This window comes from Anatilimnocola aggregata (genome assembly GCF_007747655.1).
In the GTDB taxonomy this organism is placed as follows: Bacteria; Planctomycetota; Planctomycetia; order Pirellulales; family Pirellulaceae; genus Anatilimnocola; species Anatilimnocola aggregata.
Genome location: NZ_CP036274.1, coordinates 3,282,508 through 3,297,532 on the forward strand (window position 1 = coordinate 3,282,508; position 15,025 = coordinate 3,297,532).

General features: G+C 57.7%; 11 protein-coding genes. 5 read left to right on the forward strand and 6 right to left on the reverse strand.

The features are described 5' to 3' along the window. The first annotated feature begins 215 nt into the window (after nt 1–215). Entirely contained in the window at nt 216–2,669 is a 2,454-nt protein-coding gene (yidC, locus tag ETAA8_RS12460; RefSeq protein WP_145088391.1) for a membrane protein insertase YidC, read from the forward strand. Further along, nucleotides 2,669–4,051, forward strand: coding sequence for a tRNA modification GTPase (locus tag ETAA8_RS12465; RefSeq protein ID WP_145088393.1), 1,383 nt, complete (start codon nt 2,669–2,671; stop codon nt 4,049–4,051). Before yidC ends, ETAA8_RS12465 begins: the two co-directional genes overlap by 1 nt. Nucleotides 4,052–4,055: 4 nt before the next feature. Here the strand turns inward: ETAA8_RS12465 and ETAA8_RS12470 are convergent, their stop codons facing one another. The 3 genes from ETAA8_RS12470 to fliG form a co-directional block, all read right to left on the reverse strand. Next, nucleotides 4,056–4,952 (reverse strand): alpha/beta hydrolase, encoded by an 897-nt coding sequence (locus ETAA8_RS12470; RefSeq protein WP_145088395.1) that lies wholly within the window; start codon nt 4,950–4,952, stop codon nt 4,056–4,058. 53 nt (nt 4,953–5,005) lie between these two features. Next, complete coding sequence (locus tag ETAA8_RS12475; protein ID WP_145088396.1) at nt 5,006–6,646, reverse strand: arylsulfatase; 1,641 nt, start codon at nt 6,644–6,646, stop codon at nt 5,006–5,008. A gap of 154 nt (nt 6,647–6,800) precedes the next feature. Next, nucleotides 6,801–7,793, reverse strand: coding sequence for a flagellar motor switch protein FliG (gene fliG / locus ETAA8_RS12480; RefSeq protein ID WP_202921789.1), 993 nt, complete (start codon nt 7,791–7,793; stop codon nt 6,801–6,803). Nucleotides 7,794–7,997: 204 nt separating this feature from the next. On the opposite strand from fliG, the gene ETAA8_RS12485 reads away from it, so the two are divergent. Then, a complete protein-coding gene (locus ETAA8_RS12485; protein ID WP_145088401.1) occupies nt 7,998–8,741 on the forward strand; it encodes a hypothetical protein in 744 nt (247 codons plus the stop codon). A gap of 28 nt (nt 8,742–8,769) precedes the next feature. On the opposite strand, the gene ETAA8_RS12490 is transcribed toward ETAA8_RS12485, so the two are convergent. Further along, nucleotides 8,770–9,543, reverse strand: coding sequence for an NRDE family protein (locus tag ETAA8_RS12490; protein ID WP_145088403.1), 774 nt, complete (start codon nt 9,541–9,543; stop codon nt 8,770–8,772). Nucleotides 9,544–10,062: 519 nt separating this feature from the next. Here ETAA8_RS12490 and ETAA8_RS12495 point away from each other — a divergent pair. Beyond that, nucleotides 10,063–11,184 (forward strand): Gfo/Idh/MocA family protein, encoded by a 1,122-nt coding sequence (locus tag ETAA8_RS12495; RefSeq protein WP_145088405.1) that lies wholly within the window; start codon nt 10,063–10,065, stop codon nt 11,182–11,184. A 194-nt stretch (nt 11,185–11,378) separates the two neighbouring features. On the opposite strand, the gene ETAA8_RS12500 is transcribed toward ETAA8_RS12495, so the two are convergent. Together ETAA8_RS12500 and ETAA8_RS12505 are read right to left on the reverse strand one after the other, a co-directional pair. Then, on the reverse strand, nt 11,379–12,410 hold the full coding sequence (locus tag ETAA8_RS12500; protein WP_145088407.1) for a TIGR03000 domain-containing protein: 1,032 nt from the start codon (nt 12,408–12,410) through the stop codon (nt 11,379–11,381). 319 nt (nt 12,411–12,729) lie between these two features. Next, nucleotides 12,730–13,698 carry an EamA family transporter gene (locus ETAA8_RS12505; RefSeq protein WP_145088410.1) on the reverse strand — a complete coding sequence of 323 codons (969 nt, stop codon included), beginning with the start codon at nt 13,696–13,698 and terminating at the stop codon, nt 12,730–12,732. Nucleotides 13,699–13,900: 202 nt separating this feature from the next. Between ETAA8_RS12505 and ETAA8_RS12510 the strand changes: the two genes are divergently transcribed. Beyond that, nucleotides 13,901–15,019 (forward strand): retropepsin-like aspartic protease family protein, encoded by a 1,119-nt coding sequence (locus tag ETAA8_RS12510; protein ID WP_145088412.1) that lies wholly within the window; start codon nt 13,901–13,903, stop codon nt 15,017–15,019. Nucleotides 15,020–15,025: the final 6 nt, after the last annotated feature.

The following is a 15,025-nucleotide window of genomic DNA, read 5'->3' on the forward strand; positions in this document are numbered from 1 at the left end:
CGCTATGATAAGTGACTGCGCGGCACAGGGGGAGAGCGCGGTTATTAAGTCTTCTACCTCGCGCGTTGGCACTAGCTCGAACGAGGGCAGCCACTTGCAAGATTCGCCTCCCGGCAGAGAATACTAGTTGGCGGCATGGCGTCGCCTGGTTTGCCTCCCCTTTCGAGCGGGAGCGGATTGCCCGTTGCTTCACCGCTGCGAGAGGGGCTCCCCCTGTGGATAAGCGTTTCGTTACGTTTCTTGTGCTGGCTTTCTTGATCTGGACGACCTTTTTGGTTGGTCGTGCGGTCTTCCTGAAGCCTCAGCCCCCCGTCGCAGCCAATCCGGCCGAAAAGCTGGATCCCGCTGCCGTTCAGCCCGGCGACGACCCTGCTGGCAAGGCTGCGGACCCAAATCCGGAAAAAACTCCAGCCGATCCGGCGGCAGTCGATCCCGCCCAACCGAACCCCGCCCAGCCAAACGATGAGCCCCAGGTTGGTGCTGCCGATGGCACACCGACTGTTGCCCGGGCGTCGGTCACTATCGGCTCGCTCGATCCGACCAGTCCCTACACCATGCTGGTCACACTTGATAATCGGGGTGCTGCGGTCGAGCGGGTGGAACTCAACGACCCGAGATTTCGCGATATCGAGGATCAATCAGGTTACCTGGGGCATCTCGGTTTCGCCCTGGTCGGGCGCGACACCAAGGATGCCACCGTGCAGACCGTTGGACCCGGCACGCCAGCTTCGCTGGCCAAGCCTGTTGATGGGACTCGCCCGATTGGCCTGCAGGTGGGCGATGTCATCCGCGAGGTCAACGGCGCACCCATCGAACGCGGCGAAGAACTCGAGTCGTGGCTGCGCAGGAACAGCAAGCCTGGGCAGTCGATCGAAGTGACCGTCGACCGCACCACCGCGGGCAAGACCGAATCGCTGAAGTACACGATTCTGTTGACTCGTCGGCCGCTGGAAATGATTCGCCCCGAAACTCGCGTCACGGCCGATAAGCGGACGGTCACCGATCCGCTGTCCATGCTCCTTACGCTCGAAACATTGCAAGGCGTGCAGATTAAGGCAGGCGAAGAAGAGATTCGCGGCTTGTCGGCGCTGCGCAACGGCAATTGGGAAATGAGCGATCAATCGGAAAGTGGCGTCACGTTCAGCATGACCCTGACCGAACAAACGCTGCAAGGAATTGGCCGCAAAGAAGCTGGCTCGCTCAAGATCACCAAGCGGTACTCGCTTCCTAAGGCTGGCAAAGAGGAAAAGATTCCCGGCAAGGCCAAGATCTATCATTTGGATATGGTCGTAGGTGTCGAGAACACCGGCGATAAGCCGCTGGGCCTGGCATATCGACTCGACGGCCCGAACGGTATTCCGCTCGAAGGCTGGTGGTACAGCACCAAGTTGCATCGCGATATGTTCCGCGGAGCAGGTGCTCGCGACGTGTTGTATCAGACAGGCGATCTGCCCCACCATCTCGTCGGCACGCCCATGATCTTCGATCATGCGAAGAAGGCCCTTAAAGATCACACCACGATCGAATACCTGCTGCAAGACAACAGCAAGGATGCCGAACCACTCACTTTCCTTGGTGTCGATGCGCAGTTCTTCGCCGCGATGGTGATGCCTGTGGGAGACAAGGATCATCCCGCCCCGAAGTTCTCGCGCGCGAGTGCCATTCCGATGCACGACGTGACTCAGCTGACCAAGACGCGCATCCGCACCACGAACACAAGTGTGCGCATGGTCACGCCGCGGGAAAGTCTCGATGCTGGCAAATCGCTCGAACATCGCTACCAGATATTTCTCGGGCCGAAAGATCCCGATATCCTCAGGCCTTATGGATTGGAAGAGATCGTTGAATTCGGCTGGTGGTACGCGGCCTATCCCGCGATGCTCCTGCGGAACATCTTGACCTTTCTGTACTCGGTTACCGGTAACTACGGCATCGCGATCATTTTGCTGACAGTACTGGTGCGAACCTGCATGTTACCGTTCAGCATTCGGCAATCGATCGCCGCGAAGCGGATGCAAGAGATTTCGCAGCTCTTAAAGCCGGAATTGACCGCAGTTAAGGAGAAGTACAAAGACGATCCACTCAAGCAGCACCAGGCCACGCAAGAGTTGATGAAGAAGGCCGGCATGCCCAACCCGTTTGCCGGCTGCTTATTGGTCTTTTTTCAGCTGCCGGTGTTTGTGGGGCTTTATCGCTGCCTCAGTGTCGACATCCACCTGCGCGATGCGTCCCTCTTCCCCGGGCTCGCTTGGGCATCGAATTTGGCCGGTCCCGATAAACTGTATTATTGGCGAGATTACGTGCCGGCTTTCATTGGCGACGAAGCCGACGGCTGGCTGGGACCATTCTTCAACGTGTTGCCGCTGGTAACGATTGCCCTGTTCATCGTTCAGCAGAAACTGTTCACGCCGCCGCCGACCGACGAACAGCAAGAAGTGCAGCAGCAGACCATGATGATCATGAGCCTCATGATGGGCGTGTTCTTCTATAAAGTTCCCGCCGGTCTCTGCTTGTACTTCATCACGTCGAGCTTGTGGAGCGTGGCAGAACGAACCTTGCTGCCGAAATCGAAGCCCATCGATCCGAGCGTAATCTCCGAAAAGAAGCTCGTGACGGAGTCGTCCAACGGTAGCAGTGCCCGCGCGGCTCGCAAGCAGAAGAAGCGGTAATGTCGCTGGAGATGGACGATACGATTGTCGCCATCGCTTCCGCAACGGGGGGAAGTTACGAAGGGATCATTCGCCTGAGTGGTCCCGCGACCGAGAAGCTGCTGCAACAAACGTTGCGGTCGGCACCAACCAACCGAAAGAAAGCATCGGCAACGATCCAGTGCCTGTTGCTCGTGCGCGGTAGCGATGGTGTCGAACGCAGCTTACCGGCGATCGTTTACCTCTGGCGAACTTCACGCAGCTACACGCGGCAGCCCCTGGCCGAAATCTACCTGCCGGGCTCGCCTCCGCTGCTCGACTTGGCCATAAGTGCGTTGTGTGCCGCTGGCGCAAGACTGGCGCGCCCTGGCGAATTTACGCTCCGCGCGTTTCTTGCCGGCCGGCTCGATTTAACGCAGGCTGAAGCGGTCCTGGGTGTGATCGAAGCCCGTGATGCTGCGGAACTGCAAACGGCGCTCGCGCAACTCGCGGGCGGCCTATCGCACCGGCTCGCCGAAGTTCGCAATCAACTGCTCGATTTGCTCGCGCACTTAGAAGCTGGGCTCGACTTCGTGGATGAAGACATTGAATTCATTACCCGCGCGGATCTGCAAACCCAGGTGGCTGCAGCAGCGACTGCCGTGCGCGCTGTGGCGGAGCAGTTGCAGTCGCGCGCCGAAACGAGCTCCACTGCGCCGCGAGTGGTCTTGCTTGGAGAACCGAATGCGGGGAAGAGTAGCCTGCTCAATGCCTTGGCCAATGAGCAAGCTGCCATTGTTTCACCGATGGCGGGTACGACACGAGATTATCTCGCGCGACTTCTCGTCGTCAGCGGCAAACAGTTTCAACTGATTGATACCGCGGGTATCGAGACGGCTTCGAATGCCGACCAAATTGGCAGCGACGCCCAGGACCATCGGCAGCAGCAGCAGGCACAGGCCGACTTGGAAGTTGTCTGCATCGATAGTACTCAGCCCGTATCGCTCGCCGTCACCAAGCAACTGGCACGCTCCACGCAACAGCGGATCGTCGTGCTGACGAAGTGCGACCTCGATGATGGTCGACACCCAAACAGGTTCTCGCTCCCCTCCCCTGCCCTGCGAACCAGTGCCACGACTGGGGCAGGTTTGAACGAACTACGCACGGCAATCGTGGCCGCACTCGATCTGGCGCCAAGCGAAAGTCTTGCCGTCCCAGCTACTGCCATCCGCTGCAGTGCTAGTCTGCAAGCCGCGGCTGCATCACTGGCAGCAGCATCAGACCTCGCCAATAGCGGCGCGAGTGAAGAATGGATCGCGGCCGAGCTGCGCTTGTCACTTGATGAACTTGGTCAGGTCGTCGGTGCGATTTATACCGACGACATTCTCGACCGCGTCTTCAGCCGCTTTTGCATCGGCAAATAGCGGGTTACTTCTTTTCTGCCTTCGAGCGCAGGTGTTTCTCGAAAAATTCGTTCATCGCCTTACCCGTTTCCGGTGAATAGGGATGATGATTGCCACCCTCCACAACCAGCAGCGTGGAATCGGCTCCTACCTTTTCGAGCGCGGCGTGCATTGCTCGTCCTTGGCTGACCGGCACGATATCATCCTTGTCACCGTGAATGATCAGAAACGGCGGAGTCGATTTCTGCACGTGCGTGACTGGACTCGCTAGCGCGGCCAGTTCCGGCTTCTCCGTCACCAACCCACCGAGCAATCCTCTGACTGCCGGATGTGCTTCGTTGCCCCATGTGGGAAAATCGGCTGGTCCGCTGATGGCGCAAACGGCCCGCACCTTACTGGAAAACTCTGGCCAGCCTCCTTTCCCTTCCAACTCCGGCAGATGGGCCGAGGTGCCGACAAGCGCGCTCAAGTGCCCGCCCGCCGAATGCCCGCAGACGGCGATTCGATCGGGGTCGAGATGATACTCCTTGGCCTTCGCACGCAGGAAGCGAATCGCGCATTTGCAATCTTCAATCTGAGCCGGAAACTTGGCCTCGCCCGAGAGCCGATACTCGATCGACGCCCCGAGAATCCCCCGCCGCGCCCACTGCGACGCATGGCCGAGACCACCGTCACGATTGCCGCCCGTCCAGCCGCCGCCGTGGATATAGACGATGGCCGGCATCGGTTCGGTGGGCAATTCCTTCGGCCGAACCAGATGCAACTTCAGCGCTCGTCCGCCACCTTGGCCGAATTCGATATCGCGAACGACTTCAATTTCGGTAGGCAAACGAGGTGGCGCTTGCGCTACGACCTGTGTGGCCGCCGCCGTCCAGAGTGCGAGCCAAACTGATATCCAACATGGCATTTGCAATTGCAACATGACTAACACTCCGGACCTGAGAACTGTCGACCAATGCTTGGAACAAAGCCGCCTTAGTTGCCCGTAGGCAATGGAATCTTCACTCCCTGCTTATCCAGTTCCTGACGGATGTGCTGGAAGCGTTCGTAGTCAGTCAGGGTAACCGGTCCTGAATAGGCCTCGCTCTGTAATTTACGCGGTGGGTACTGGGCATAGGTCTTCATCAGTCGATTGATAGCTTCGCTAATGGTGACCATTGTCCAGGTCCGTTCCGTGTAATTGTTCATGAAAATGTCGTACCGCTCTTGGGGGTCTTGCCACAGATCAAACACTTGTGGCACCGTTGCCACATATTTATCCGGACCTTTCCAGCCGAGGTTCGAGTCGACTGCTAGACCGCCTGTTGCCTGGCCGTTATCGCCCCGCAAATTAAAGCACGCTTTATAATTACCGACACGGGCGGCACCAGGAGACAATTCATTCTCGGTGAAGAAGAACCAGGAGTTTCGCGCGCACTTGCCAGTTCCAAACAGGACTGGCGACATATCGAAACTATCAAAATAGATCGGCTGATTCGCGCGATCTTGGGTCGGAAGTTTAGTTCCTGCAATGGCAGCGAACGTCGCCATCAAATCGAGCCCACCGACGATGTCGTGGTTCCGCTTGCCGGCTTCGATTTTTCCCGGCATCCACGCTATGGCTGGAACGCGATTGCCGCCTTCGCGAACAGTCCCTTTGGTGCCCCGGAACGGTGTGTAGCCCGCATCGGGATAGACGTCCTGCCAAGCGCCATTGTCCGTCGTGTAAAACACGAAAGTGTTCTTGTCTAAGCCTAAAGCCCGGACCTTATCCATGATGGCACCGATCCGCGAATCGAGTTCCACGACGGAATCGGCATATTTGCTCTTCGACATCGATTTATGCACGAAGTCTGGGTGGGGCATGTTGGGCTGATGCACCTTCATGAAGTTCACGTTCAAGTAGAACGGTTTGTTCGACTTGGCAGCCTGATCGAGATAATCGAGCGCTGCTTTTTCGACGTAAGAATCAAAGAACGGAATGCCGACAACACCCTTCTCCGGTGTGTTCACATACTGGCCATTGATTTTGAATTCTTCCTTGACGGGTTCGCCAGCCTTACCCGAAAGAGCGCCTTTCGTCACACGGTTGAACATGGCCCGCAGCGCGGGGTCCATATCGGGGAACCACGTTGGATCGCCGTAGGTATAGGCATTGAGATGATAGAGACCGCAGTACTTCATCTCGTCATAGCCTTGCGCGGTTGGCATGGCGTAATCGGCTTCGCCCAAGTGCCACTTGCCAGTGAAAAATGTTTGGTAGCCAGCGGTTTTAAGCACCGACGCCAAAGTCCACTCAGCTGCCGGCAGTCCGCCACCTTGACCTTGGAAGGCAACGGTCGTCATGCCGCTGCGGTTGGGAATGCGGCCGGTTTGCATGGCGGCTCGACCCGGAGTGCAACTTGGTTGGGCGTAGAACGAAAAGAAGGTCATTCCCTCTTTGGCCAACCGGTCGATATGGGGCGTCGGCATCCCGCGGCCTTCACCGCCGCCATAGGGGCCCAGGTCTCCATAGCCGGTGTCGTCGGAGACAAGCAGAATGATATTTGGCTTTTGTTGTGCGAAAGCAGTTTGGTAACTGCAACAGGTGAGGGCTGCGCACATAACGAGCGCAGCAACTCTCGATGAATTCAACATGGTAGGCAACTCCATAAGATGTGGCAGAAGCGATGCCGTTTCGAGTGAAACGAATCGATGCGCGCGTCATCCTAATACTGCGGTCAGCTGGCCGCCAGTTGTGAGAATCAAATCTTCACTCAGTATATAAGAAGATTGATGAATCGATAGCGCGTTACTGCACTAACTGCTCGTTCTCTTCGGCGGCATGCACGGTGATTTGTCCCGCGTCTTCGAGCTTGCGGACGATATCGACGATCTGTTGCTGCACCGCCTCGACTTCGCTGAGTTTCTTCGCGCCGAGGTAGTCGATTTCTTCGTTCAGCGTTTGTGCTGCCCGCGTCGAAAGATTGCCGAGCACTTTCTGCTTGAGCTCCGGGCTGGCACCCTTGAGGGCCATGGCCCATTGCGAAGTCTCGACGTTCTTAAGGACCGTCTGAATGTCTTTGTCGGTCAGCTTGCCGATGTCGTCGAACACGAACATCAGGCGACGAATCTCGTCGACCAATTCGGGATCTTCTTGCGCGAGACTTTCGAGCAGCGTGCGCTCGGTTGCGCGGTCGGTAACGTTGAGAATCTCGGCAACGCTGTTCACGCCACCTGCTTTCTCGAACGATTGATTCATGACGTTGGCCATCCGGCTTTCGAGTCCTCGCTCGACTTCGGAAATGACTTCCGGGTTCGTCTGTCCCATGTTGGCGATGCGGCGAATGACCTGCAGTTGCCGCTCGGCTGGAAGTCCCTTGATGATTTCCGCCCCGTAGGTCGACGGCAGGTGCGAGAGGATGAGCGCGATCGTCTGCGGATGCTCATCCATGATATAAGTCATCAGGTTCTGCGGATCGATCTTTTTCAGAAAGCCGAACGGCAACGATTGAATCGATTGCCGAACGTTTTCCAAAGTCTTACTCGCTTCGGCCCCGAGCGCTTTTTCGACCAGATGGGAGGCCACTTCCAGACCGCCACCGGCCACACCGAGCGCAGCAGGGTTCACACCGGCGAAGTCTTGAATGACCGACTCCTGCTCGGTGCCGGACAGCCGACCCAACTTGGCGATCTCGATGGAGACCACTTCGACTTGCTTGGGCGTGAGCTTGCCCAGGAGCGCAGCGGCATCTTCTTCCGGCAAGCTCATGAGCAGGACAGCGGCTTTTCGCAGTTCGGACATTGCGATCTCTTCCTAGTTTGCGCTTTCAAGTAGCCCGACGCGTCAGCGAGCAGTTCTCCCTCGCTGACGCGTCGGGCTAAGTGCGTAGGCGCGGAGTATCGGTGGTCGCCGGAAGTACGTCGAGAGCAATTGCCGGCTGCTAGCGGGGCAGAATGTGGAATCGGTCTTGGGCGGCAAGGGAAAAAGCTGGTATCGTTGGCCGCTATGGAAACTTCTCTCCATCGACAGTTGAAAGCACTCTACGCGGGCGAGCACGAAGCTAGCGAGCAAGAGTGCCGCAAGTTGGCGGGCTATCGCATCGATGTGGTGCGCGGCGACGAGTTGGTCGAGATCCAGCATGGGTCATTGGGGGCGATTCGGAACAAGGTCGCCAAACTGCTCGAAAAGCATCAGGTCCGCGTCGTGAAGCCCCTCATCGCGCGCAAAACGCTCATCAAGATGGAGGAAGTCGGCGGGCGGGAGATTAGCCGTCGCCTCAGCCCCAAGCAGGCGACGCTGCTCGATTTGTTTCACGAGTTGATTTACTTCACGTCCGTCTTCCCACACCCGCGGCTGACGGTTGAAGTGCCGCTGGTGATCGTCGAGGAACGCCGAATTCCCGGTCATGGCAAGCGTCGGCGCTGGCGGCGCAACGATCACATTGTGCATGACCTGAGCATGGTCGATGTTGTCTCGACGCATGCCTTTCAAACGAACGGCGACTTGCTGGCGCTTCTTCCCTGCGATCTGCCCACCGAGTTTCACACTGGCGAACTCGCCGACGCCATGGGCATTCAACGCTGGATCGCCCAGCGGATTACCTACTGCTTGCGCAAGACCGGCGGTATGAAGGTGACCGGCAAACAAGGGAATGCTCTGCAGTACGAACTGATTCGCGAGCTTCCGGCCCCGAAAAAGCGGGCTGTGGCCACAAAAAAACGCCCGCGAAAGAATTCGCGAGCGTCCTAAGGGAGTTCGATATTAAGTGCTGGGCAGCTTATGCCTTGGCACGGGTCCGCGATTCACGCAGGCCGCGGCTGAGGATGTCTCGCAGTAGTGGCGAGTAGTCTTCATAGCGGGCCACATCCGGGGCACCATTCGCGTATTGAAAAATCGCGTCACGAGGCTTCTTGCCGAGGGCAATCAACGTCGAGCTGACGGTTCCGCGTTCTTTGCCTTGCACCACCATGCCCGGTCGATCCGGAGTCGCTGGCGGGCGAGCAAAGGCCTTGCTGGCAACGGCGAGGAACTTCACAGCCGAGTCGAGCGTCTGCAGTGTAAGCAACCGGCGAGCGAGTTTTTGACGCTCGTCGCGAGGGTCGTTCACATCGTAGCTCGAAATGATGTTCAGCCCCTCTTCCAGTTCTTCTACCTCTGGGTCTTCGCTCCCGTGTACGACCCAGCCTGATTCATTGTCAGCGATGACAAAGTTCACGCCTTCGTACTTGCCGGAGAGAAGTTCTTCCATGGCCAGATCGACCGCTTGTCGGGCCGAGTTAACCCGCAGCAGCTCTTTGCACAACAGGCCGCGCGAGCGCGGTCCCATCGTTGCGAGCATTTTAGGCCGGTTACAAGCCCCAACAAACAAACCGTTCTGATTGACGCCTAACCACGTGCCCCCGTGGCGTGCGTCAACTCCCGACAGCACCCGCGGTTTACCAGGCTGAATAGCTGGTACCAGCGAAGGGCGGTCGTAAGCTTCCTCTCGGTTGGCGGCGACCAGGATTGGTGCCTCCGGTACCGAGCGGTATTGTATCGCGAGCAAACACATAAAGTCTTATCCATATGTGGGTTGCAATCCCGGCGCACCATTCCACGAGGGGTTCGCCGGCCCTGTTCCGTTCCGAGTCAATGTAACGGCTTCAGGATGAAAGGGACACCCTCTAACGGGTGGTGATTGAGAAAAGATTCACAGCTTCGCCCTGGCGGAGGTCCGCAAGCAACTCGCCTTGCGACCAGTTCGCAGCTGCTGGTTTGCTTCGATGCAAGTCCCTTTCTAGAATTGATTTAGAGCGATTTCGCGAGGGGTTCGCAGTGCGTCATCAAAGTGCCCAAACTGTTGCCGGCAAGTTTATTTGCTCCAAATTACTTTCTTCTTAGGTAGACCCAACAATCTGCGGGCAGGTTCTTGGAAACTTGGTTAAATCGTGAACGACTTGAGAATTCGTCTCGGCTTGACGTCCGGCCCGGCGGCGTCACATTGGTGGGCTGCAAAAACGATAAAGCTCGCCTGGATTGCCACGATTACCTTTCTACGCTCCCCTGCCCTTATTTGTTCGAGGAGGACGAAATGCCTGCTTACTCTGCGGCCAACCCCGTCAAAATTGCAATCGTCGGCGCGGGCGCCGTCAGCGACTATCACCATGTGCCTGGCATTCGGATTGACACGCGCTCGAAGCTAGTTGCTGTCTGCGATGCCAGCCAGGAGCTGCTCGAGAAGCGCAAAAAGGACTGGGGGGTCGAGAAGATCACCACCGACTTTGAAGCCATCTGTGCCGATCCCGGTGTCGACGCGATCATCATCGCCACACCCAATGATACGCATCGCCCGATCACGCTCGCGGCCGCAAAGCATGGCAAACATGTAATGTGCGAGAAGCCCCTTGGCCTGCACGCGCAGGAAGTGCGCGACATGTACCACGCCTGCCGCGACGCGAACGTCGTCCATATGACGGCCTTCACCTATCGCTTCGCCCCCTCGATGCGGTACATGCGACACTTGGTGAAGAGCGGCACGCTCGGAGACCTGCGTCACTTTCGTAGTCAGCGGTTTCTCGATTGGCCGGAGACAAGCTGGGGCTGGCGACAATACAAAGAACGGGCCGGCGCTGGCGACTTGTTCGATATGACCATTCACCGCATTGACTTCGCGCTCGATTTGCTCGGTCCGCTGAAGACCCTGAGCGGAGCGGTAGCGCGGTTTGCTCCCCGTACTAAGACCGTCGATGGCAAAGACTGCGCTCCCTCTGAGGTCGACGATTGGTCGTGCATCCTGGGTGAATTCGCCAGCGGTGCGACTGGTGTGTGGGAAGGAACCACGCTGGCGAAGGGTTACGGCTTTAAGGGCTTTGGGCACGAATGGGCCGAAATTAACGGTTCGGAGTATTCGTGTGTCTATCGCTTGCACATGCCCAATCAGTTGATGATGGGCAAGACCGGTCAGGACCTCGCTCCGGTCGATGTTCCCGCTGAATTCCTCAAGCCCGTCGGCAGCCCGCGCGATGTCACGCAAGGTGAACCGGCCACCGTCTTCCGCTACGACCTGGTCTGGGAATTTGTCGACGCCATCTGCAACGGCCGCGAAGCGGTCCCCAGCTTCTATGATGGGCTGCAGTCGCAAATCATCGCCGACGCTACGCTGCAATCGCACGCCGAGCGCCGCTGGATTGATATTCCGGTGGAACCGAAGTGAAGCAAGGGAGGCAAGGTGAGGGGGTGACAAGGTGACAAATGCCTTGATGTCCGGATAACTTGCCTACTCTCGACCGTTTCTCCAGCACACGAAAAAACCCTCGTACTTCGCAGCACGAGGGTTTCTTATTTTCTTGCGATCCTCACATCGGTGTGAGGTTTCTCGTCACGACGGAGCGTGACGAGCACTTCAGACTAGCGAGTCGAAGCAACCTTCGGGGTTTCGACGTCGAAGGTCAATTCCTTCGAGTCGCCAGCAGCGAGGGTGATCTTCTCTTCGCGAGTGACGAGTTGACCATCGCGTTCGAATTCAACGCGAACGGTGTAGTCGTTCCAGCCCTTGCCGTTGCTCAGGCCAGTGGTCTTGAAGACGCGAACTTCGCCAGCGGCGGTCGTGGCATTGCCAGCCAGGTAAACCTTGGCATCGGCAGGAACGCGAACGGTCAGCGAGGTTTCAACCGACTTCGAATCGAAGTTGAAAGCCAGCGAGTTGTTGGCACCGGCGCGGAGGTCGATGGTCTTGGTTTCTTCGATGGTCTTGCCATCGCGAACGACTTCGGCCCGCACTTCATAGGTGTAAGCGAAGCCATCCTTCAGATCGCGCGACACATACTGGCGGACGTCGCCCGTGCTGCTGGTGGCTTGGCCGTTGACATAGATCTTGGCATCTTCCGGAACTTGAACGGTCAGCAGACCTTCAGCCCGGCGAGACATGGTTTGAGCAGGAGCGGCTGGAGCTGGTGCCATGGGAACGGCACCTTCAACGCCTGGAGCTTCATAAACTTCAACTGGCGAGTACGAGCCGCCACCCGAGCTACCCCCCGACGAACCACCACTGCTGCCGCCACTCGATCCACCCGACGAACCCCAGCTACCGCTCGAGCCACCGGACGAACCGCCCGAAGAGCCCCAGCTGCCGCTAGAACCACCACTGCTATGGTTGTGGCGACGCCAATGCTTGCCACCCGAGCTACCGCCTGAAGAACCGCCGCTCGATCCACCCGAAGAACCCCAGCTACCGCTGGAACCGCCCGATGAACCCCAGCTGCCACTCGAACCACCCGAGCTGCCCCAGCTTCCGCTGCTGCCACCCGACGAACCCGAGCTACCACCACTCGAGTGGTGCCAGCGCCAACCAGCCATGGCGTCCGTTGCTTCGCCGACGACTGCGACGCACGAGACAGCAGCGATAGCAACAGTCCGTAAGGCCTTCCAAGACTTCAACATAATAACCTCGTAACTGCAGAACAAAAGTTTGTAAGACGCGAGAGGATTTCCGAGATTTCACCTCGGAGGATAGTCAAGCGTAGCTCGTAATTCAAGCAGTTTGGGTGTTTTTTAGCGACTAAGTAATCTAGCGATCTTTGGAAGGGTTTGACTCCACACAGCCCGTTTCATCGGTTCTGCCCGCACAATCGTGCTAGCCAGAAAGAGGGGTGGCAGCGGTTGAGGTTAATCTAAGTGAAAGCTGCCGCCCCGAAACGGCGGCCCCGGAGAAAGAAGGGGTAAGGTTGGGAACGATGCGATTCGCAGCCTTGTCACCCACTCAGCGCTTGCCGCGGGTGAGTACGGTGAGGCCGAGAATGGTCAGCCCTACGCCGGCAGTGAGGGCCACGGAAGCGGGCTCGTTAAACACCAGGACGCCAGCTAAAGCCGCCAGTGCTGCTTGGGCTGCATTGAGTACATTGGCATACACCACGCTCGTTAGTTGCAGGCAGCGCGTCAGCGCCACAAAGGCGGCGGCATTGCAGACACCGGCAGCCAGCATCCAAACAAGATCGAGCTGCGCGGTCTGCAGCATCCCTGCCACGCCGATTTTTCGCAGCGCAAGCATTCCCAAGGCGATGAGTCCGACCATGGAGACGGTCATGAGCGTGGCGGGTAACGTGGCTCCCCGTTGCACGGCGTGTCGAATGACGACGTTTAACACAGAGTAGGCCACGCCGCTCAGGCACGCGGTCGTAACACCCAGAGTAAGTTGCCAGTGATTCGCCGACACCTTCTGCAGCACCATCGCCCGTGCTTCTTCCGCGCCGAGTGACAGCACAGCGATTGCCATAAGCAGAATTCCCACCGCAATTGCCGATGCCACGCTGACGCGCTCGTGCAGGAAGAGTCGGCTGAGGACCGTGGCTCCGACGATCATGCCGCCGAGTGACAGCGGAACAGTGAGCGCCAGCCCAATTTGTCCCAGGGCATATTGAAAGGAAATGTTTCCGCCCAACTGCCCGACCAATGACGACGCAGCAATCATCAGCCAGATTTTAACCGGCGGGAAACCGTCTCCGCGGCGCAGCGAGAGGACGAGCCACGGTGCCAGGCAAGCGGCGGTCGAGAGGGCCTTCATGGCTGAGACCCAAATCGGATCGCTATCGGTCACCGCGCGGAGGAAGCCGTTGGCGACAGTATAAACCACTGCCGAAAAGAGCCCGCAAAACGTGCCCCACCAGGGATGTGGCGAGTGCAAAACGGCGTTGCTAAGAAGTGGCGCAGCGGCGGTGGAAAGTTGTTTCACAGAAGTTGAATCGCAGCTGGCAATGATCAGTCGCCGCAATCGTCGGGCTTGAATGGTGAGAGCGAAATTATAAGACTAATTCTCTTTACATTGCAGGGGACAACGGGGTTGCTCGCCGTGAAAAAACGCCTAGCGTCGCCTACGAACCGGGGGTAGTATTTGAGGACCGTTGTTCGCAGAGTTTCTTAAGGCGGGGCCTCTTATGTCGTATCGAAATCCCGTTTTGTTTACCGGCCTATCACTATTCGCGATTGTGATTGGCATTCACACTGCCCTTGCCCAAGATGGCGCGGCAGCGATCATGCTGACGCCCGCCGAAGCGAAGGCTGCGCTCGAAGCCTCTGGCTTCAAGGTAACAGTAACTGGCATCGCTCTGCCCGATGAGGCGGAATTTGCCAAGCTGATGAAAGATGTGACTTTGGTCCGCAAGAATTTCATCACCGCCGAGAAAGAGTTGGCCCTCACGGAAATGGAACTCGAACAGGTTAAGGCCACGATTACCAAATTGAAGTCAACCGAAGTTGAATTGAATGCCGCGTTCGCGGTTGGCAACCTGACGATCGATAATCACAACCGCCTGGTGGGTGCGCTCAACGCCATCGGCGGGCAAATTCAATTGGGAATCCAACAGCAGGAAAAATCGGGCGATAAAGTGAAGGCAGCCCGCGGCAAGTCAGCTATCGCTCGCGAGGCTTACACGGAAAAACTGCTCGAACTTCGCACCGCGGCCACTAAGGTCGAACAAATTTGGGCCAAGGCCGCTGCTGATCCGAATAGCCAGGCAGCGCTCGCCAAAGTGAACGAGGTCCTGAAGAAATCTCTCGCCCTGAAGCCGACACCGGTATTCACGGTAGCCGAACGGCAATTAGCACTCCTCGAGGACAAGATTCTCTCGGAGAATATTCCCCTTCGCGACGACGATGACACGCTCTGGGCCTCGGTGATGATTAACGGCAAGCACACCAAAGAGATGGTCGTCGATTCCGGAGCTACTTCGTTGGCCTTGCCCTATGAAATGGCCAAGGAAATGGGGATCGAACCGAACAGCACCGATCAACCGATTCGCCTGATACTTGCCGATGGTCGCGAGATTCCTGGTTTTCGCAAAACGCTTTCCAGCGTGCGGGTCGGCAAGTTCCTGGTCGAAAACGTCGAATGCGTCGTGATGGATCAAGTGGCCATTAAGGCCGTGCCACTCTTAGGCATGAGCTTTCTCGGCAACTTCAAGTTCGAAGTCGACAAGGCCCGGGCCATTCTCAAGATGGTCAAGATCGACGACGAAACCGTCGCCAGCAAACGCGAAGCCGCGAAGAACAAGTAGTATGAA